General features: G+C 69.7%; 15 protein-coding genes. 8 read left to right on the forward strand and 7 right to left on the reverse strand.

Annotation, left to right across the window (positions count from 1 at the left end; genetic code table 11):
- The first annotated feature begins 44 nt into the window (after positions 1 to 44).
- Both IRT45_RS15805 and IRT45_RS15810 read left to right on the forward strand, forming a co-directional pair.
- Positions 45 to 2,033, forward strand: coding sequence for an APC family permease (locus IRT45_RS15805; protein WP_194806608.1), 1,989 nt, complete (start codon positions 45 to 47; stop codon positions 2,031 to 2,033).
- Positions 2,030 to 3,415 carry a TRAM domain-containing protein gene (locus IRT45_RS15810; RefSeq protein WP_309240985.1) on the forward strand — a complete coding sequence of 462 codons (1,386 nt, stop codon included), beginning with the start codon at positions 2,030 to 2,032 and terminating at the stop codon, positions 3,413 to 3,415. The genes IRT45_RS15805 and IRT45_RS15810 overlap by 4 nt, the downstream gene beginning before the upstream one ends.
- A 47-nt stretch (positions 3,416 to 3,462) precedes the next feature.
- Here the strand turns inward: IRT45_RS15810 and IRT45_RS15815 are convergent, their stop codons facing one another.
- The gene (locus IRT45_RS15815; RefSeq protein WP_194806609.1) at positions 3,463 to 4,212 is read right to left on the reverse strand and encodes an SIMPL domain-containing protein; all 750 of its coding nucleotides are present in this window, start codon (positions 4,210 to 4,212) and stop codon (positions 3,463 to 3,465) included.
- A 173-nt stretch (positions 4,213 to 4,385) separates the two neighbouring features.
- Here IRT45_RS15815 and dxs point away from each other — a divergent pair, with 173 nt between their 5' ends.
- Together dxs and IRT45_RS15825 are read left to right on the forward strand one after the other, a co-directional pair.
- Positions 4,386 to 6,281 (forward strand): 1-deoxy-D-xylulose-5-phosphate synthase, encoded by a 1,896-nt coding sequence (dxs, locus tag IRT45_RS15820; protein ID WP_194806610.1) that lies wholly within the window; start codon positions 4,386 to 4,388, stop codon positions 6,279 to 6,281.
- 43 nt (positions 6,282 to 6,324) lie between these two features.
- Positions 6,325 to 7,131, forward strand: coding sequence for an enoyl-CoA hydratase (locus IRT45_RS15825; RefSeq protein ID WP_194806611.1), 807 nt, complete (start codon positions 6,325 to 6,327; stop codon positions 7,129 to 7,131).
- Here the strand turns inward: IRT45_RS15825 and IRT45_RS15830 are convergent.
- Positions 7,119 to 8,432: a ribonuclease D gene (locus IRT45_RS15830; protein WP_194806612.1), complete on the reverse strand. Its 1,314-nt coding sequence runs from the start codon at positions 8,430 to 8,432 to the stop codon at positions 7,119 to 7,121. The two genes, IRT45_RS15825 and IRT45_RS15830, sit on opposite strands and share 13 nt — an antisense overlap.
- 21 nt (positions 8,433 to 8,453) lie before the next feature.
- Positions 8,454 to 9,092, reverse strand: a complete 639-nt coding sequence (locus tag IRT45_RS15835) for a DUF3000 domain-containing protein (RefSeq protein WP_081879712.1) — start codon at positions 9,090 to 9,092, stop codon at positions 8,454 to 8,456.
- Positions 9,093 to 9,211: 119 nt separating this feature from the next.
- Between IRT45_RS15835 and hemE the strand changes: the two genes are divergently transcribed.
- The 3 genes from hemE to hemQ all read left to right on the forward strand — a co-directional run bounded on the left by hemE (position 9,212) and on the right by hemQ (position 12,732).
- The gene (hemE, locus tag IRT45_RS15840; protein WP_194806613.1) at positions 9,212 to 10,279 is read left to right on the forward strand and encodes a uroporphyrinogen decarboxylase; all 1,068 of its coding nucleotides are present in this window, start codon (positions 9,212 to 9,214) and stop codon (positions 10,277 to 10,279) included.
- Between the two features lie 153 nt (positions 10,280 to 10,432).
- Positions 10,433 to 11,773 (forward strand): protoporphyrinogen oxidase, encoded by a 1,341-nt coding sequence (locus IRT45_RS15845; RefSeq protein ID WP_194806614.1) that lies wholly within the window; start codon positions 10,433 to 10,435, stop codon positions 11,771 to 11,773.
- Between the two features lie 263 nt (positions 11,774 to 12,036).
- Positions 12,037 to 12,732 carry a hydrogen peroxide-dependent heme synthase gene (gene hemQ / locus IRT45_RS15850; RefSeq protein ID WP_194806615.1) on the forward strand — a complete coding sequence of 232 codons (696 nt, stop codon included), beginning with the start codon at positions 12,037 to 12,039 and terminating at the stop codon, positions 12,730 to 12,732.
- 170 nt (positions 12,733 to 12,902) lie between these two features.
- Here the strand turns inward: hemQ and msrB are convergent, their stop codons facing one another.
- From msrB to IRT45_RS15870, 4 genes are all read right to left on the reverse strand, one after another.
- Positions 12,903 to 13,358 (reverse strand): peptide-methionine (R)-S-oxide reductase MsrB, encoded by a 456-nt coding sequence (gene msrB, locus IRT45_RS15855; protein ID WP_036502993.1) that lies wholly within the window; start codon positions 13,356 to 13,358, stop codon positions 12,903 to 12,905.
- 57 nt (positions 13,359 to 13,415) lie between these two features.
- Positions 13,416 to 14,750, reverse strand: a complete 1,335-nt coding sequence (locus IRT45_RS15860) for a glycosyltransferase family 87 protein (protein WP_309240986.1) — start codon at positions 14,748 to 14,750, stop codon at positions 13,416 to 13,418.
- A gap of 118 nt (positions 14,751 to 14,868) precedes the next feature.
- Positions 14,869 to 16,434, reverse strand: coding sequence for an alpha/beta hydrolase (locus IRT45_RS15865; protein ID WP_194806617.1), 1,566 nt, complete (start codon positions 16,432 to 16,434; stop codon positions 14,869 to 14,871).
- Between the two features lie 32 nt (positions 16,435 to 16,466).
- Positions 16,467 to 17,258, reverse strand: a complete 792-nt coding sequence (locus IRT45_RS15870) for a pyrimidine reductase family protein (RefSeq protein WP_194806618.1) — start codon at positions 17,256 to 17,258, stop codon at positions 16,467 to 16,469.
- 35 nt (positions 17,259 to 17,293) lie between these two features.
- Here IRT45_RS15870 and zapE point away from each other — a divergent pair, with 35 nt between their 5' ends.
- Entirely contained in the window at positions 17,294 to 18,313 is a 1,020-nt protein-coding gene (gene zapE, locus IRT45_RS15875; protein ID WP_194806619.1) for a cell division protein ZapE, read from the forward strand.
- Positions 18,314 to 18,369 lie beyond the last annotated feature (56 nt).

The following is an 18,369-nucleotide window of genomic DNA, read 5'->3' on the forward strand; positions in this document are numbered from 1 at the left end:
CCGCCCGCTATGCCCCTCGAGGCCGTGCCCTTATGCTGTGCCGAGTGTCCAAGTTGACGACGGCCGTCAAGCGTATGGTGGTCGGCCGCCCTTTCCGTAGCGATTCCCTGGGACATACCCTGCTGCCCAAGCGGATCGCGCTGCCCGTCTTCGCCTCCGACGCCCTGTCGTCGGTGGCGTACGCGCCCGAGGAAATCTTCCTCGTGCTCTCCACGGCCGGCCTGTCCGCCTACGTCTATACGCCCTGGATCGGGCTGGCGGTCGCGGCCGTGATGGCGGTCGTGGTCGCCAGTTACCGCCAGAACGTGCACGCCTATCCGTCCGGTGGCGGCGACTACGAGGTCGCCACCGTCAATCTCGGCCCGATGGCCGGGCTCACCGTGGGCAGCGCGCTGCTCGTCGACTATGTGCTCACCGTCGCGGTCTCCATCTCCTCGGCGGCGTCGAACATCGGTTCCGCCGTGCCGTTCGTGGCCACCCACAAGGTGCTGTTCGCGGTGGCGGCGATCGTCCTGCTGACCGCGGTGAATCTGCGCGGCGTGCGGGAATCGGGCACCGCGTTCTCGATTCCCACCTACGGCTTCATGATCGGTGTCTTCCTGATGCTGGCCTGGGGCGTGGTGCGGATCGTCGTCTTCGGTGACGATCTGCATGCCGAATCGTCCGGGTTCAGTCTCAACGGCAACGAGTCGCATCTGCAGGGCATCGCCTTCGCCTTCCTGATAGCGCGCGCGTTCTCCTCCGGATGTGCGGCGCTGACCGGTGTGGAGGCGATCAGCAACGGCGTGCCGGCCTTCCGTAAACCGAAATCGCGCAACGCCGCCACCACACTGCTGCTGCTCGGCGCCATCGCGGTCACCCTGTTGATGGGGATCATCCTGATGGCGCGCAAACTGGGCGTCGTCTTCGCCGCGGACAAGGCGGATCTCGTGGGCGCGCCACCCGGCTACGAGCAGAAGACGCTCATCGCGCAGCTCGCCGACTCGATCTTCTCCGGGTTCCCGGCCGGCTTCTTCTACATCACCATCGTCACCGCGCTGATCCTGGTGCTGGCCGCCAACACCGCTTTCAACGGTTTCCCGGTGCTCGGCTCGATTCTCGCGCAGGACCGGTTCCTGCCCCGGCAGCTGCACACCCGCGGCGACCGGCTGGCGTTCAGCAACGGCATCCTGTTCCTGTCCGGCGCCGCGATCGCGTTCGTGGTGCTGTTCGGCGCCGAGGTGACCCGGCTGATCCAGCTCTACATCGTCGGTGTGTTCGTCTCGTTCGTGCTGAGCCAGACCGGCATGCTGCGGCACTGGACGCGGCTGCTGCGCACCGAAACCGATCCGGCGGTGCGCCGGCGGATGCTGCGCTCGCGCGTGATCAACGCTATCGGCCTGACCATGACCGGCGCCGTGCTGATCATCGTGCTCATCACGAAGTTCCTGGCGGGCGCCTGGATCGCGATCGTGACCATGGCCGCGATCTTCGGCCTGATGCGGCTGATCCGCCGCCACTACGACACGGTCGGGCGCGAACTCGAGGAGCAGGAGTTCACCGGCGTCCTGCCCAGCCGCACCCATTCGATCGTGCTGGTGTCGAAATTGCATCTGCCGACGCGCCGCGCGCTCGCCTATGCCCGGGCCACCCGGCCGGACACGCTCGAGGCGGTCACCGTCAACGTCGACGAGCCCGACACCCGGGCGCTGGTGCGGGAGTGGGCCGACAGCGATATTCCGGTGCCGCTCAAGGTGATCGAATCGCCCTACCGTGAGATCACCAAGCCCGTGGTGGATTACGTCAAGCGGGTGCGCAAGGATTCGCCGCGCGACGTGGTGACCGTGTTCATCCCCGAATACGTGGTCGGCCACTGGTGGGAGCAGTTGCTGCACAACCAGAGTGCGCTGCGGCTCAAGGGCCGGCTGCTGTTCGAGCCGGGTGTGATGGTGACGAGTGTGCCGTGGCAGTTGAGTTCGTCGGCCAAGGCACGCCGTCCCGAAGTGGTCAACGCGCCGGGCGCGGTTCGCCGCGGCTACGAGGACCGTTCGTGAGTGCCGGGCCGGACTGGTCCGGGCGCGCACTGCAGGTGCGGCTGGGGCCACCCGGCCACGGTGGTTTCTGTGTCGCCCGGCACGAGGGCCGGGTGCTGTTCGTCCGCCACGGCCTGCCCGGTGAGCTGGTGCGAGCACGGGTGACCGAGGACCGCGGCGGCTCGTTCTGCCGCGCCGAGGCGATCGAGATCCTGGAGGCGTCCGCGGACCGCGTGACGCCGAACTGCCCGGTTTCGGGCCCCGGCGGCGCCGGCTGCTGCGATTTCGCCTTCGCCACCCCTGAAGCGCAGCGCGGCCTGAAGGCGGCGGTGGTGCGGGAGCAGTTGCAGCGGCTCGCGCACTGGGACACCGACATCGTGGTGGAACCGCTTCCGGTGCGCGAGCCCGGGGACGGGTCACCGGCGGGTGGTGCCGGAGGCTCCCACGGGCCGGCGGCCGGATCCGAGCCGGATGTCGACCACCGGCTCGGCGAGAACGCGACCACGGCCGCGTCCGGCGCCGAGGTGGGGTGGCGGACTCGGGTGCGGCTGGTCGTCGATGCGGAGGGCCGCGCCGGAGTCCACAGGTATCGCAGCAGTGACGTGATCACGGATTTGCGCTGCCCCCAACCGGTTTCGGGAGCGATGGACGGCATCGCGGAGCGCGCGTGGACCCCCGGCGCCGAACTGGTGATCTCGGTCGACGGGGACGGCCTGCGCCATATCGTCGAACTCGCGCCGCCGGCCGCGCCCCCGCGGCGCGGAGGCGATCGTCGGGCTACCGCCGCACGCCGGGCCGCCGCCCACGCGCGGCGCGCGGAACGCGTCGTGTCCGGCAGCGGGCGAGCGGTGCAGTATGTGGCGGGCCGCCGCTGGGACGTCTCGGCGACGGGTTTCTGGCAGCCGCATCGCGATGCGGCGCAACGCTATTCGGATGTGGTGGCCGACTGGGCGGACCTCCGCCCCGGCTCCACCGCCTGGGACTTGTATTGCGGCGTAGGGGTTTTCGCGGCCCGGCTGGCCGAGCAGGCGGGACCGCGTGGATCGGTGCTCGGCGTCGAATCGTCCCGCTCGGCGGTCGCGGACGGCGTCGCCGCGCTGCGCGATCTCCCCGCCGTCGACCTGCACGCCGATCGGGTGGAGCGCTGGATCGCCACCCAGGACCGGGCACCGCACGTCGTCGTCCTCGACCCGCCCCGGGCCGGCGCCGGAAAACAGGTCGTCACCCCGCTCACTGCCGCCGCGCCCGCGCGTATCGTTCATATCGGTTGCGACCCAGCGTCTTTCGCCCGCGACGTGGGTCTCTACCGCGAGGCGGGGTACCGGGTGCGCGAACTGCGCGCGTTCGACGCCTTTCCCGCAACACACCATGTGGAGTGTCTGGCCCTGCTCGAACGGGCGTAACGGAGACGTCGGCGGTTACCGGCTTTTGCGGCGAAGATCGTTGCCGCTCAGGCCAAGTGCCAGGTGGCGCGCAGGTCGGCTGTGACCTCGTGTTCGCCGTATTCGACGGGAACCGGGGCGCCGGGGGCGGCCGAACGAGCGGCCACGAAACGGATGTCGCCTCGGGGTTCCGGTGTGCGTTCGGCGTTTTCGGTGATCTCGAGGACCGATCCGAGGCTGCGGCCGGCACGCGCGGCGTAACGGCGGGCGCGGTCGAGGGCGTCGTCCCAGGCCGCCTCGCGGGCTCGGATCAGCAGGTCGGCGCGGTCGGCGACAGCGAGGTTCAACCCGCCCAGGCGCACGTCGTCGCCCCCGGCCTCGACGGCACGAGCGATGACGGCGGCGGGATCGGCCGGTGCGGGCGCGTCGGGCCGGGCCGTTGTCGCGGTGCCGAGATCGGCGGCGGACGCGGTGGGAGCGCCGGGGATGCGCAGGCTGACCGTCAGCGACGTGGTCGCGACGTAACCGGTGATGCGGGTGCCCTCGTTCTCGGTCCAGGTCGTCTCGGTCCGTACGGACAAGCCGGTGGTGGCGATATCGCTCGCGGCCACCCCGTCGGCGCGCAGGGCGGCGGTGACCGCGGCGGTGCGTTCGCCGGCCCGGCCGTAGGCGACGGCCACCGCCTCGGCGCGGGTTTCGATCGAGATCGATACCTGCATCCGGTCGGGAGTCGCGGTCGCCACACCGTGTCCGAATGTGGTGACGATGGCGTGTCGCTGCCGCGCCGAAGAGTCGGCTCGTTGCTGCTCGGCGGTCATATCGTCCTTCCTGCGGGCGGGACGGGCAGCCACCCACTGTAATGCGGTCGATCTATGTCGAGCCTCACACCGAGATCGGATGTCGCAGCTCGCCGGTCGTTCCCGTCGTCGGGCCCTGATGCGGCTCCGTAGACTGTTCGAAACAGATGAGCCACGGAGAGGGAGCGAGAACGGTGGGAGTTCTTTCCCGGGTCGATACGCCCGAGGACCTGCGCCGGCTGACGGTGCCGCAGCTGCGCGAACTGGCCGAGGAGATTCGGGAGTTCCTGGTCCGCAAAGTAGCGGTCACCGGCGGCCATCTGGGTCCGAACCTGGGGGTGGTGGAATTGACCATCGCCCTGCACCGGGTCTTCGACTCGCCGGCCGATCCGATCATCTTCGACACCGGGCACCAGGCCTACGTGCACAAGATGCTCACCGGCCGCAAGGACGGATTCGACCGGCTGCGCAAACACGGCGGCCTGTCCGGGTATCCGAGCCGCGCCGAGAGCGAGCACGACTGGGTGGAGTCCTCCCACGCCTCGGCCTCGCTGTCGTATGCCGACGGTCTGGCCAAGGCCTTCGCGCTGACCGGGCAGCAGCGCCATGTGGTCGCCGTCGTCGGTGACGGCGCGCTCACCGGTGGTATGTGCTGGGAGGCGCTGAACAATATCGCCGCCGGTCCGGATCGGTCACTGATCGTCGTGGTGAACGACAACGGCCGCTCGTATTCGCCGACCATCGGCGGATTGGCCGACCGGCTGACCGCGTTGCGCATGCAACCGGCCTACGAGCAGGCACTCGACGCCACGAAGCGGTTCGTGCAGGGCATACCGCGCGTCGGCAGCTCGGCCTATTCGATGCTGCACGCGCTCAAGGCCGGCATCAAGGACGCGGTCGCGCCGCAGGAGCTGTTCAGCGATCTGGGGCTCAAATACGTCGGCCCGGTGGACGGGCACGATCCGGTGGCGCTCGAGGCCGCGTTGCGGCGCGCCAAGGATTTCGGCGGTCCGGTCGTGGTGCACGCGGTGACGCTCAAGGGCCGCGGATATCAGCCCGCGGTCGACCACGTCGCCGACCAGATGCATTCCATCGGCGCCATCGACCCCGAGACGGGACGGCCGACCGGCGGCAAGACCGTCGGGTGGACGTCGGTGTTCTCCGAGGAACTGATCCGCCACGGCGAACAGCGCGACGACATCGTCGCCCTCACCGCCGCCATGTCGGGTCCGACGGGGCTGGCGCCGTTCGGTGAGCGGTTCCCCGACCGGCTGTTCGATGTGGGTATCGCCGAACAGCACGCGATGACCTCCGCCGCCGGATTGGCGCTGGGCGGCCTGCATCCGGTGGTCGCCATCTATTCGACCTTCCTCAACCGCGCCTTCGATCAGCTGCTGATGGATGTGGCGCTGCTGAAACTGCCGGTGACGCTGGTGCTGGACCGCGCCGGGATCACCGGTGACGACGGCGCCAGCCACAACGGCATGTGGGATCTGTCGGTGCTGGGCATCGTGCCCGGTATTCGCGTCGCCGCCCCGCGCGATGCGGTGACCCTGCGTGAGGAACTGGCCGAGGCGCTGGCCGTCGCCGACGGGCCGACCGCGCTGCGTTTTCCGAAAGGCCCTGTCGTCGAGGAGGTTTCGGCGCTGGAACGGCTCGACGGCATCGACGTGCTGCGGATGCCGGAAGGCTCCTCGGCGCAGGCGGTGCGCGGTGACGTTCTGCTCGTGGCGGTCGGCGCGCTCGGCGCCACCGCGGTCGCCGCGGCGGATCTGCTGGCGGACCGTGGAGTTTCGGTGACGGTGGTGGACCCGCGCTGGGTGCTGCCGGTCTCCGACACAATCGTCAAACTCGCCGAGAACTATCGCATGGTGGTCACCGTCGAGGACGGTGGCCTGCACGGCGGTATCGGCTGCACCGTCTCGGCACGGCTGCGCGATTCCGGGCTCGACGTGCCGACCCGCGAACTCGGCGTGCCGCAGCAGTTCCTCGAGCACAGCTCGCGTGCCCAGATCCATCAGGAACTAGGTCTGACGGCCGAGAACATCGCCGAGCGCGTTACCCGGTGGCTGACCGGAGGTGCGGTGTAGATTCTGAAACCGGTTACAGTTTTCGTCGCCGGTAGGAGTCTGCATGTCGTCGTTCGTGCTCGTCGAGAAGCCTCGCCCGCAGATCGCGCTGGTGACCCTGAACCGGCCCGAACGTATGAACGCCATGGCGTTCGACGTCATGATCCCGCTGCGGGAAACGCTCGAGTCGGTAGCCGCCGACAACGACGTCCGCGTCGTCGTGCTCACCGGCGCGGGCCACGGCTTCTGCTCCGGCGCCGATCTGCAGGGCGCCGGCCGGGTGCCGAATATCGAGGGCCTCACCCGTACCACCGTGGCGCGGCGTTCGATGGACCTGCTCGACAACGTGATGACCACGCTGCGGCGGATGCATCAGCCGGTGATCGCGGCGATCAACGGGGCAGCGATCGGCGGTGGGTTCTGCCTGAGCATGGCCACCGATATCCGCATCGCGTCGGAGCAGGCCTATTTCCGAGCCGCCGGTATCAACAACGGCCTGACCTCCGCCGAACTCGGCATCAGTTATCTGTTGCCGCGCGCGATCGGCGCCTCCCGGGCCTTCGAGATCATGCTGTCCGGCCGCGATATCGACGCCGCCGAGGCCGAGCGGATCGGCCTGGTCTCCCGAACGGTCGCTGCCGACAAACTCCTCGACACGTGTTACGAACTGGCCGAACGCATCATCGGCTACAGCCGGGTGGGCACCGAACTCACCAAACGCATGCTGTGGAGCGGGATGGAGGCCGGCAGCCTGGAATCGCATATGCAGCACGAGGGTACGGCGCAACTGTACGTGCGGCTGACCACCGAGAATTTCGACGAGGCCATCCGCGCCCGTCGCGACCGGCGCACCCCGATCTACGAGGACTGATCCGGTCCCGGGAACAACGCCGCGGTCAGCTCGGGAACCGCCAGTTCCCGCTGCCAGGCCCGGGCGCCGCCGGCCTCGAGATATTTGCCGATCGCTGCCGCCGGGTCCGACGGCGTTGCGCCGGTACGGAATTCGGGCAGGCCGTCCCAGCAGAGCCGGCGCAGCAGATCCGGGGTCAGCAGATTCTCCACCGGCACCGCGTGTCGTTCCGACAGCCCGTTCATCGCGGCCCGGGCAGCGGCCAGACGAGCCGCCGCGACCGGATCGCGGCGCTCCCAGCGATTGACCGGTGGCGGGCCGTCGAACGGCTGTGACATCGGCGGCAACTGCGAATCCGGGAGCGCGCGAGCACGTTCGACCGCGTTGAGCCATTCCCGCGAATAGCGCCGCTGCCGCGGTCCGCCGAACACCGGCAGCGTGCGCAACTGCGGGACGGTCTTCGGATCCGCCTGCGCCGCGGCGATGATCGCCGAATCCGGCAGAATCCGCGCCGGCGCCACATCGCGATGGCGCGCGATACCGTCACGGGCCGTCCATAATTCGCGCACGGTCGCGAGCTGTCGCGCCCGCCGCAGCGTGTGGATGCCCGAGGTGCGCCGCCAGCGATCCGGCTTCGGCGGGGCCGGGCGGGCGGTACGCACATGGTCGAATTCCTGTGCGGCCCAGTCGGATTTACCCTGTTCGGTCAACACGGCCGCGACCTCGTCGCGCAGTTCGACCAGCAGTTCGACGTCGAGGGCCGCGTAGTTGAGCCAGTCCTGCGGCAGCGGCCGGGTCGACCAGTCGGCGGCGCCGTGCCCTTTGCGCAGTTCCCGGCCGAGCAGCTGCGCCACCATGGCGGCCAAGCCGACCCGCTCGAATCCCGCCAACCGGCCACCCAGTTCGGTGTCGAACAGCCGGGCCGGTCGCAGCCCCAGTTCGGCCAGGCACGGCAGGTCCTGGTCGGCGGAGTGCAGCACCCACTCCAGGTCGTTGATCACCGCCGCCAACGCGTCCACCGCCGCCGGATCCGGAATCGGATCGATGAGGAAGGTTCCGCTGCCGCGCCGGCGCAGCTGGATCAGATAGGCCCGGTTGGAATAGCGGAATCCGGAGGCGCGTTCGGCGTCGACGGCCAGCGGGCCCGAACCGGCGGCCAGCGCGGCGGCCGCGTCCGCGATCTCGCGGGCGGAATCGAGAACCGGGGGGATGCCGTCGGCCGGGGCGAGCAGAGGAACCGCGCTGTCCGCGTCGTGCTGCGTGGGCTGCTGCGGTGGCTGTGATGTCCTCGCGATGGTGTCGGACTCGTCGGCTTCGGGCATAGCCCGAACTCTACGTGTCGCTCAGAACTGGTCGTCGGCAATCTGCGGATGCGGCCGCAAATGGGTGATGCCGGCCGGGGGCAGTCCCGCGGCGTAGGCGAGCACCTCGCAGAACGCCTCGACGTGCGGGGCCAGCTGGGGTGAGCCGACCGTCCACGAGGCACGCAACTCCAGTTGATAGGCGCGCGGCGGCCCGGCGATATCGCCGTAGCGGACCGAACTCGTCGAGGTCACCGTGCCACCCAGGGCCGTGAACTCCTCGCCGCGCGATTCCAGGGCGTCGACCAGCCAGCTCCAGGCCACCTCCGGCAGCAGCGGATCGCCGGCCAGCGCGGCATCGATATCGGCCTGGATGTAGGCCACCAATCGGAAGACCCCGTGCCAGGCCTCGTGCCCGTTCGGATCGTGCAGCAGGATCAGGCGGCCGAAGGCGTCGTCGTCGGAATCGACCGGGATGACATTGGTGTCGGGATGTTTGACCTCGGCTCCGATGGCGTACGAATAGGGTGCCAGGCGTTGTGGGGGCCGGATCGGTGCGAGCTCGATCCGAGGATGGACGGATGCGGTGCCCATCGCATCGACCGCGGCGCGAAACTGGGCTGGTTCGCTGTCAGGGCCCGGGGTCGGTGCGGCGCCGTCGCGGAAGTCGAGCGGTGTCACGACTGTGAACGGTAGACCTCTCCGGTGTCCGGCACGCGGAGGCGCGCCGCTACGGGGCCCTTGACCGGGCGGGGACGGCCGCGCGGGTAGGCGCTCGGCGGCGGCATACGATAGCGGGGATGAGCACTCCAACCCGCCGCCGCTTGCCCGATGCGCCGTTCCTCGCCGCCGCCACCGGCGCCGGACCCGGCCGCCGTCCCGTCTGGTTCATGCGGCAGGCCGGCCGGTCGCTGCCCGAGTACCGCGAACTGCGCGCGGGCATCGGGATGCTGGAGTCGTGTTTCGACCCCGAGCTGGTGTGCGAGATCACCATGCAGCCGGTCCGCCGTCACGGTGTGGACGCGGCAATCCTGTTCTCCGACATCGTCGTTCCGCTCAAGGCGGCCGGCATCGATCTCGATATCGTGCCCGGCGTGGGGCCGGTCATCGCGAATCCGGTGCGCTCGGTCGACGATGTGCGCGCACTCCCGCGGCTGCGGCGCGAGGAGGTGGGCGCGGTCACCGACGGGGTGCGGCTGTTGCTCGACGAACTCGGCGAGACGCCGCTCATCGGATTCGCCGGTGCCCCTTTCACTCTCGCGTCCTATCTGGTGGAGGGCGGGCCGAGCCGCCACCACGAGCGGACCAAGGCGCTCATGCTCGGCGATCCGCAGACCTGGCACGCGCTGCTCGGTGTGCTCACCGACATCACCGTGGAATTCCTGCGCGCCCAGATCACGGCCGGCGTGGACGCGGTGCAATTGTTCGACTCGTGGGCGGGCGCGTTGTCACTGGCGCAGTACCGGGAATTCGTTCTGCCGCATTCGGAACGGGTCTTCGCCGAGATCGGGCAAGCCGGTGTGCCGCGCATCCACTTCGGCGTGGGCACCGGTGAACTGCTGGGCGTGATGGGGGAGGCCGGAGCCGATGTCGTCGGCGTCGACTGGCGGGTGCCGCTGACCGCCGCGGCGCGTCGGGTCGGACCCGGAAAAGCGTTGCAGGGCAATCTCGATCCGGCCGTTCTGTTCGCCGGCAGCGAGGTCGTCGACCGTGAGGTCCGCCGCATCGCTCACGAGGCCGACGAGGCGATCACCCTCGGCGCCACCGGACACATCTTCAACCTGGGCCACGGCGTGCTGCCCGACACCGACCCCGGTGCGATCACCGCGGCGGTCGAGCTGATCCACAGCCTGCCTACGCCGTTGTAAGCGGCACTCTCTCCGGTGTGCCGCCGAATGCCGGGGCGCGTGGAACCGTGAGCGTGGATCGAGGCGGTACCTGGGCACCCATCGCGTGGCGAGTACGTTGCAGAGGGTGCGGTAGCGCCGCGCGGCGGCGCGGGTACGAGTGAGGAGCAGACTATGCGGGTCGTGGTGGTCGGGGGCGGGATCAGTGGTCTGGTCGCGGCGTATCGGCTGCGGACGGCCCTCGGCTCGGAACTCGAACTGGTGTTGCTGGAGCGGCGCGACCGCGTCGGCGGCATTCTGCACACCGCCGAGCTGGCGGGCGAGCCGGTGGATCTGGGAGCGGAGGCGTTCGTGGGCCGCCGGCCCGAAATCCCCGCGCTGCTCGCGGAATTGGGCCTGACCGAGCAGTTGGTGCATCCGGCCGGGCGGCGACCGCTGATCTGGTCCGGCGGCACCGCCCACCCCCTGCCGGAACGCACCCTGATGGGCATTCCCGCCGGGCCCGAGGCCGTGGCGGGCCTCGTCGACGCCGGCACCCTGGAGCGCATCGCCGCCGAGCCCACCCGGCCGCTGCGCTGGGAACGCGGCGGTGACGTCTCGGTCGCCGAACTGGTCGGGGACCGTTTCGGCGCGCAGGTGGTGCGGCGCAGTGTCGATCCGCTGCTGGGCGGGGTGTACGCCGGGCGCGCGGAGTCGATCGGGGTGCGGGCGGCGCTGCCGACCCTGGCCGCCGCCCTCGACACCGGCGCCCCGAATCTCACCCGCGCGGTCGCCGACGCCCTGCCGCCGCCGTCCACGGCCCCGGTCTTCGGCGGCCTGCGCGACGGATATCGCGTACTCCTCGCCGCCCTGCGCGAAGCCGCCGCGCCGAAGGTCGAAACCGATACCGCGGCAACGGGCCTGACTCGCACGGCCACGGGCTGGCGGGTCGACCCCATCGGTGAGGTGGACGCGGTGATCGTGGCCACCCCGGCCCCGGTCACCGCGACGCTGCTGGGCGCGGTCACCCCCGCGGCCGCCGCGATCGCGGCCACCATCGAACTGTCGTCCTCGGCCGTGGTGGCGCTCGGACTTCCCGCCGACACCCCCCTGCCCGACAATTCCGGCATCCTGGTCGCCACCGGAGAATCGTTGCGCGCCAAGGCATTCACGCTCTCCAGCCGCAAATGGCCGCATCTGGCCGAACGCGATGTGGCGCTGGTGCGCGCATCCTTCGGACGCTTCGGTGACGACACACCGCTGAACTGGTCGGACGAGGACCTCGTCGCGGCCGCGGTGGCCGATCTGTCCACCGTCACCGGACTGCCGATCCGCCCGGAAACCGCCCTCGTGCAGCGCTGGCGCGGTGGCCTGCCCCAGTACGCGCCCGGTCACACCACCCGCATCGCGGAACTGGAATCGGCGGTCGAGGCACTGCCCGGCCTGGCAATCGCCGGGGCCTACCTGCACGGCGTCGGCGTGCCGGCCTGTGCTGCCTCGGGAACCGCTGCGGCACAACGCATTCTGTCGCGCTGAGAGCGCGCTGCTTTCACCGGTGGGCGGGGACCGGGCCCCGGCCGAGGAGTCATGGGCTGCAAGCGAACGGCTCGGCAAGCCCATGAACCAGATTCGCCGCTACTCCCCGCTCATTCTGTCGCCGGGGCCCAGCCGGGTGCGCGTTCCGAGTGATCCGTGCGATGGGGACCGGCGCATCCGCGTGACCCCATGACCGTTGTCGTGCCGCAGCACACGGGGTCCGGCCGTCCTGTCCCGCGGCGCTCAGTGGCACGATGGAGGCTATGGCGCGACTCGATTACCAAGCTCTCAATTCGACAATCCGGTATCTGATGTTCTCGGTGTTCCAGGTCAAACCCGGGGTGCTGGGCGATCAGCGCGACACCGTGGTCAAGCAGGCGCGGGAGTTCTTCGACTCGCTAGAGGAGCGTGGCGTCGTGGTCCGCGGGCTCTACGACGTGGCCGGCCTGCGCGCCGACGCCGATTTCATGATCTGGTGGCATGCCGAGCGGATCGAGGATCTGCAGGCCGCCTACGCCGATTTCCGCCGCACCACCGATCTGGGCCGTGCGAGCACGCCGGTGTGGAGCAACGCCGCGCTGCACCGTCCGGCGGAGTTCAACAAGAGCCACATCCCGGCCTTCCTGGCGGGGGAGGAACCGGGCAACTACATCTGCGTCTACCCGTTCGTGCGCTCCTACGACTGGTACCTGCTGCCCGACGAGGAGCGTCGCCGCATGCTCGCCGACCACGGCAAGCAGGCCCGCTCCTATCCGGACGTGCGGGCCAATACAGTGGCCTCGTTCGCCCTGGGCGACTACGAGTGGATCCTCGCCTTCGAGGCCCCGGAACTGGACCGCATCGTCGACCTGATGCGCGATCTGCGTGCCACCGACGCCCGCAACCACGTGCGCGAGGAGATTCCGTTCTTCAGCGGCCCGCGCGTGGATGTCGAACAGCTGGTCAACGCCCTCCCCTGAGCCGCGCGATCGATCGGTGCCCCCGGAACTAGGGGCGTGCCGGGGCGCGGCCGGGCCCGTAATATCTTCCCGTCAGCTCGGTCGCGCGCCTGCTCGGCGCGCGATCCGCAGCGGTCGGCGGATCGCATCCGGCACTCGGGCGGCGGGTTCGAAACCTCGCCCTGTCGCGATCAGCCCGCCGCGTCGTCCGAGGGGTGCAGGCGCAGCGCGATCGAGTTGATGCAATACCGCTTGTCGGTCGGGGTCGGATAACCCTCGCCCTCGAAGACGTGCCCGAGGTGGCTGTGGCAGTTGGCGCACAGCACCTCGACCCGGCGCATACCGAGCGAGTCGTCGGCCCGCAGAATCACCGCATCGGAATCGGCCGGGTCGAAGAACGACGGCCACCCGCAGTGCGAATGGAATTTCTCGGTGCTGCGGAACAACTCGGCGCCGCAGGCCCGGCAGGTGTAGACGCCGGTGGTTTCGGTATCGGTGTATTCACCGGTGAAGGCGCGTTCGGTGCCCGCTTCGCGCAGCACCGCGTACTCCTGCGGGGTCAGCCGCGTCCGCCACTGCTGCGGACTCAGCTCGATTTTGGGTGCCGGAAGCGATGAGGTCGCGGGCGAACCATCCTGTGAGCTCATGACGCGAGTCTAGTGGCGCCGCGCGACCACTACCGGGCCTCGCCGGATCGCCGCAGGTCAGCGCAGTGCGCCGGCCTCGGACTGAGTCGTCGGATCCAGCGTCTCGTCACCGGGCACCGGTTCGTGGCGCTCGATGCGCGGCGCCGGCTCGGCGGGAGCGGCGGGAGTCGTGGCCGCCTCGGGCAGCAAAAACGCCGGTTCGATGCCTGAATCCAGCCGGCCCTCACGCCGTGCGGTGAGGTAGCGGTCGCCGAGGACGCAGAACGTCACGATCAGCAGCAGCGCCCAGCCGAAGGTCACGCGCAGGTACTCGAGCGCTCGCCCGGCGCTCTGCCAGTGGTCGAGCAGCCATTTGTCGTAGGTCATGAACCCGAAGATCGCCAGCCAGGCCGGCCAGTTGCGCAGCACCGAATTACGCAGCACCACCGTCATCAGGAACGGGAACAGCATCATCGAGTAGTACTGCTGTCCCAGCCCCGACAGCAGCCAGAACGCGGTCAGGATGATGCCGGCGGTGGTGCAGACGAAGAACAGTTCGTCCTCGCGGCAGTACCGGTACAGCAGCCACAGCGAGATCAGCACCAGCACACCCAGCACGATGCGCATACTCCAGGTCAGCCACATCGGCAGGCCGTAGTACTCGGCGTTGCCCACGAGCGCGCTATTGAAGTAGTCGCGCGATTTGAGCAGGTAGGGCAGCGTGCGGTGGACGAAGTCCATCGGATCCTTGGTCAGCGGCCACGCGACCGCCATCAGCACCACCGGCACGCCGATCGCGGTGATGAAGACCTGCCACTGGCGGCGCGCCAGCGGTATCAGCAGCAGCGGCGCCAGCGTCGGCTTGACCGCGATCGTGAGCCCCATGACCAGTCCGGCCAGCAGATCGCGCCGCTGCAGCAGCAGTTGGATGAACAGCACCTCGGCCAGCAGCAGGCAGCCGTTGACATTGCCGAAACCCAATGTGTTCATGACGGTTTCGGAGGCGAACATCAGCAACAGCAGCAGCGGCGCGGCCACCGATCTCGTCGAGTACTTGAACAGCCGCAGTAGCAGATACCAGGCGAGGATGATCGCCACCGCGTTGAGCGCGATGAAGCACCAGCGCGATTTCTCCGGGTCGATCAGCGCCAGCGGCGCGATCAGCAGAGTGCCGCTGGGCGGGTACAGGTAGTGCGGGTCGACCAGGTCGAAGTTCTCGCCGTAGATGGCGCGTCCGTTGAGGAAGGCCAGCGAGGCCTTGTAGACGGGCGCGAAATCGTCGGTGATGGAGAAGTTGGTCCCTTTGACGATGACCTGATGCAGCACTGTGAGGATCGCAAACGGCCACAGTGCGAAGTTGAACACTTCGGCGGTGGTGCGAGCGGTGCGCGGCTCGAGCTGACGAAGGAACACTGGGGCACGGTACACCGGAAACCTGGGCGGTGGTTGCGCGGACCCGCCGTCAGGCGCGCCGGAGACCGCTTTTGCCGGAAGTGTGCCACGCCACTTCGTGCGCCCGCGCACGATCACCTCAGGCCGGGCAGGCGGTGCCGTCTGCCGGCAGTGTGCCGTCCTTCAGGTAGCCGATGATGTTCTGCTGCGCGCAGCCCGAATGGGTGAACACCGGATGCCCCCAGCCCTGCCACTGCACGGTGGAGGTGCGCGCACCGGCCGCACCCAGCGCGCCGGTGACCGAGGATCGCCCGTCGCCGCCGACGACGGGGTCGGCGGTCGTGCCCAGCACCAGCACCGGCAGGGTGAACTTGTCGGGCAGTCGCGGCGCCTGCGCCACCGGCCACGCCGAACATTCCATCAGTCCGGTCGCCGCGGTCTTACCGAAGGCGGGATATTTGGCGGCCCAGTCGATTTCGAGCTGCTTGGCGCGATCGGGGGTGGCAGGCTGCTGGTCGTCGCTACACCGGGAGACGAACTGCCCGTCGGCTCCCACCGCCGCCGCCTCCCGGGTGACCAGAGTCTGCAAAGCCCCCTGATCGCCGCGTCCGGCCGCCGACAGCGCGTCGGCGAGTTCGGTGGTGTGCGCGGCCTGATCCGCGCGCGGAGCGCCGAGGAAAGCGGTGATCGTGGTGGTCAGCGCCGAAGCCGAGAGTGTGCCGAGTTGTCCCGCCCCCGCCCGGTTGATCAGATCGGTGATCGCGGCGCGCGGATCCGCGCCGAGTGAGCACCCGAGATCGGCGCAGCGGCGGGCGAATCCGGTCAGCGCCGCTTCCGCGCCCTTGACCTGCTGTTCGGTCCTGGTCACCGCATCGGTGTTCGCCGGTTCCGGCGAATCGAGCACCAGCCGTGCCAGCCGGTCGCCGAATTTGGCGGCGTAGCTCAGCGCCACCCGTGCACCGTTTCCGGTGGCCAGCAGATCGATGTGGTCGACCTGCCACTGCTTGCGCAGCTGTTCGATGTCGTCGGCGGCGTGCGGGGCGTCGAAGGTGCCCTGATAGGGCTGCAGGAAGTCCTGGCAGGCGATGGTGGCGTTCTGGCTCAGTGTCGCCACCGCATCAACCCGGTCGCCGCCACCGGGCGCGAACTGGGCGTTGTCTGCCAGTCCCTGCCGGGTGTCGTCGGGCAGGCAGTCGATGGGCTGGGAGCTGCCGATACCGCGCCGGTCCACCCCGACCACCGGCCGGCTCGCCAGAATCGCCGCACCCGGGCCGGAGACCAGGCCCGCGACGGTGGCGGTGGAGGAACGGTCACCGCCGGAGGTCACCACCAGCGGCGCGGCGTCGGCGGGCGTCTGCGGTGTGCGCGCGCGGACCGCGGCGATCCGGAAGGTGCCCAGGACGGTGCCACCGGAATCGATCGGCGCCGAGAACTCCGCGCAATCGAAACCGACCCCGGCCGGGGGCGCCCCGGTCCCCAGCAGCGCGAAGGTGGGTGCCGCGCAATCGTGCCAGGCGAGATCGGTTTTGGGGACCTGGGCCTGCGGTGGCGGCGCCGGCGCGGCGCTGGTGCTGGTGGCCGGACCCGAGCCGCCGTGCGGCTGTTCCACCGCCACGCCCGGCCGCTGCGACGGCCCGGCACCACAGGCGGTGGTCAGCAGAACCGTCAGCGACGATGCCAGCAGAGCGGCGCGAGTCCAACGCATGCGTTACAGCCTGCCAGGTCCGGTGCGCCGTTTCAGCCTTGGGTGCGGCTGCGCTCCCACCGTGTCAGCACCGTGCCGTCGTCGTCGATCAGTGCGTGGCGCAGGCTCATCGGGGTCGGCAAGGCATTGGGCGACACCGCGATTCGGCCCGCTGTACCGCCGACCAGCAGCGGCGAGAGGGTCAGGCACAACTCGTCGACCGCGCTCGCGCCGATCAGTTCGCCGAACAGCGACGGCCCGCCCTCGCACAGCACCCGCAGCAGTCCGCGCTCGCCCAGCACGCGGCGGATGTCGGCGGCGGTGACGGTGCTCTGCCCGGCCTCGATCACCTCCGCGCCGGTCTCGGCGAGCAGGCGTTTGCGTTCGCCGTCGGCCGCGGCGGTGGTCAGGATCATCGGCGGGCGCTGGGTGTCGGTGAACAGCCGGCTGGCCGGATCCAGCGCGGCGCTGGCGGTCACGACCGCGATCGGCGGCGGCGCACCGTCGCGCGCCCCGCCCAGCCCGTGGTGGTGCAGGCGCATGCGGCGCCGGGAGTCGGTGCGCGCACCGCCGTAGTTCTCCACGCGCGCGGTCCCGGCGCCGACGACGATCACGTCGGCCAGGTCGCGCAGGATGGCGAAGACGGTGGCGTCGGCGGGCCGGCCCAGGGCGCCGGAACGGTCGTCGACGGTGACCGCGCCGTCGAGGCTGGCGATGAAGTTGACCCGGATCCACGGCCGCTCCAGGGCCGTCGGATAGGTGTAGAGCTGAACCAGGTCGGTGATCTCGCCGGCACCGTCGGTGGTCAGTGCTGTGAACTGGATCGCATCGGGGACACGCTGCATAAGGTCCGATCACACCACGTCAGTACGCTGCAAGCGTGCAACAACGCCTCGTCGATCGTCATCCGGAGGTTCCGGCCGATCAACTCATCGCCCAGATGGTGCCCCCGCCCACCTTCGACGAGGTGAGTTTTGCCTCCTACATTCCCGACCCCAAGGAGCCGAGCCAGGCCGCGGCCGTGCGCGCGGCCGAGGATTTCGCCGCGCGGGTCGGCAAGATCCACGCGGCCGCCGGTAGGAAATCCCTGTTCGGGAAGAAGAAGCAGGTCGACGGCGCCGGGCTGTACCTCGACGGCGGATTCGGCGTCGGCAAGACGCACCTGCTGGCCTCGATCTTCCACGCTTCGCCCGGCCCGAAGTCGTTCGGCACCTTCGGCGAGGTCACCAATCTGGTCGGCGCGCTGGGCTTCACGAACGCGGTGGAACGGCTGGGCGGCAACAGCGTGCTGTGCATCGACGAATTCGAACTCGACGATCCGGGCGACACCATGCTCGTGTCGCGGCTGCTCACCGAATTGACCGCGCGGGGCGTGTCGGTGGCCGCGACGTCGAACACGCTGCCCGATCAGCTGGGCGAGGGCCGGTTCGCCGCGCAGGACTTCCTGCGCGAGATCCGCAAGCTGGGTTCGCTGTTCGACGCCGTCCGCGTCGACGGCCCCGACTACCGCCACCGGGATCTGCCGCCCGCGCCGGAGCCGACCGATCCGGGACTGCTGTCCGAAAAGGCCGCGGCCACACCGGATTCCACGCTCGACGACTTCGACGCGCTGCTCGCCCACCTGAGCACGCTGCATCCGTCGAAGTACGGTTCGCTGATCGCCGGGGTGTCGTCGGTCTACATCTCGGCGGTGCACACCATCACCGATCAGGCGGTGGCGCTGCGGATGGTGGTGCTGGCCGACCGGCTCTACGACGCCGGCACGCCGGTCACCGTGTCGGGCGCGCCGCTGGACAAGATCTTCTCCGAGGAGATGCTCGGCGGCGGCTACCGCAAGAAGTACCTGCGCGCGATCTCGCGCCTGCTGGCGTTGTCGCGATTCGAGGTCCCGGCGGGCTGAGCCCGGTTCGTACAGCGTACTGTCGGGAGGCGAATTTCCACCATGGACGACTGTCC

Origin of the sequence: Nocardia sp. BSTN01 (assembly GCF_015354405.1) — a bacterium.
Classification (GTDB): Bacteria; Actinomycetota; Actinomycetes; order Mycobacteriales; family Mycobacteriaceae; genus Nocardia.

What these genes read in the sequence shown, in the direction of transcription:
- IRT45_RS15845 (WP_194806614.1), top strand. Translation starts at nt 10,433, where the DNA reads ATGCGGGTCGTGGTGGTCGGGGGCGGGATCAGTGGTCTGGTCGCGGCG.
- IRT45_RS15830 (WP_194806612.1), bottom strand. Translation starts at nt 8,432, where the DNA reads ATGCCCGAAGCCGACGAGTCCGACACCATCGCGAGGACATCACAGCCA.
- hemE (WP_194806613.1), top strand. Translation starts at nt 9,212, where the DNA reads ATGAGCACTCCAACCCGCCGCCGCTTGCCCGATGCGCCGTTCCTCGCC.
- hemQ (WP_194806615.1), top strand. Translation starts at nt 12,037, where the DNA reads ATGGCGCGACTCGATTACCAAGCTCTCAATTCGACAATCCGGTATCTG.
- msrB (WP_036502993.1), bottom strand. Translation starts at nt 13,358, where the DNA reads ATGAGCTCACAGGATGGTTCGCCCGCGACCTCATCGCTTCCGGCACCC.
- IRT45_RS15825 (WP_194806611.1), top strand. Translation starts at nt 6,325, where the DNA reads ATGTCGTCGTTCGTGCTCGTCGAGAAGCCTCGCCCGCAGATCGCGCTG.
- IRT45_RS15870 (WP_194806618.1), bottom strand. Translation starts at nt 17,258, where the DNA reads ATGCAGCGTGTCCCCGATGCGATCCAGTTCACAGCACTGACCACCGAC.
- IRT45_RS15815 (WP_194806609.1), bottom strand. Translation starts at nt 4,212, where the DNA reads ATGACCGCCGAGCAGCAACGAGCCGACTCTTCGGCGCGGCAGCGACAC.
- IRT45_RS15865 (WP_194806617.1), bottom strand. Translation starts at nt 16,434, where the DNA reads ATGCGTTGGACTCGCGCCGCTCTGCTGGCATCGTCGCTGACGGTTCTG.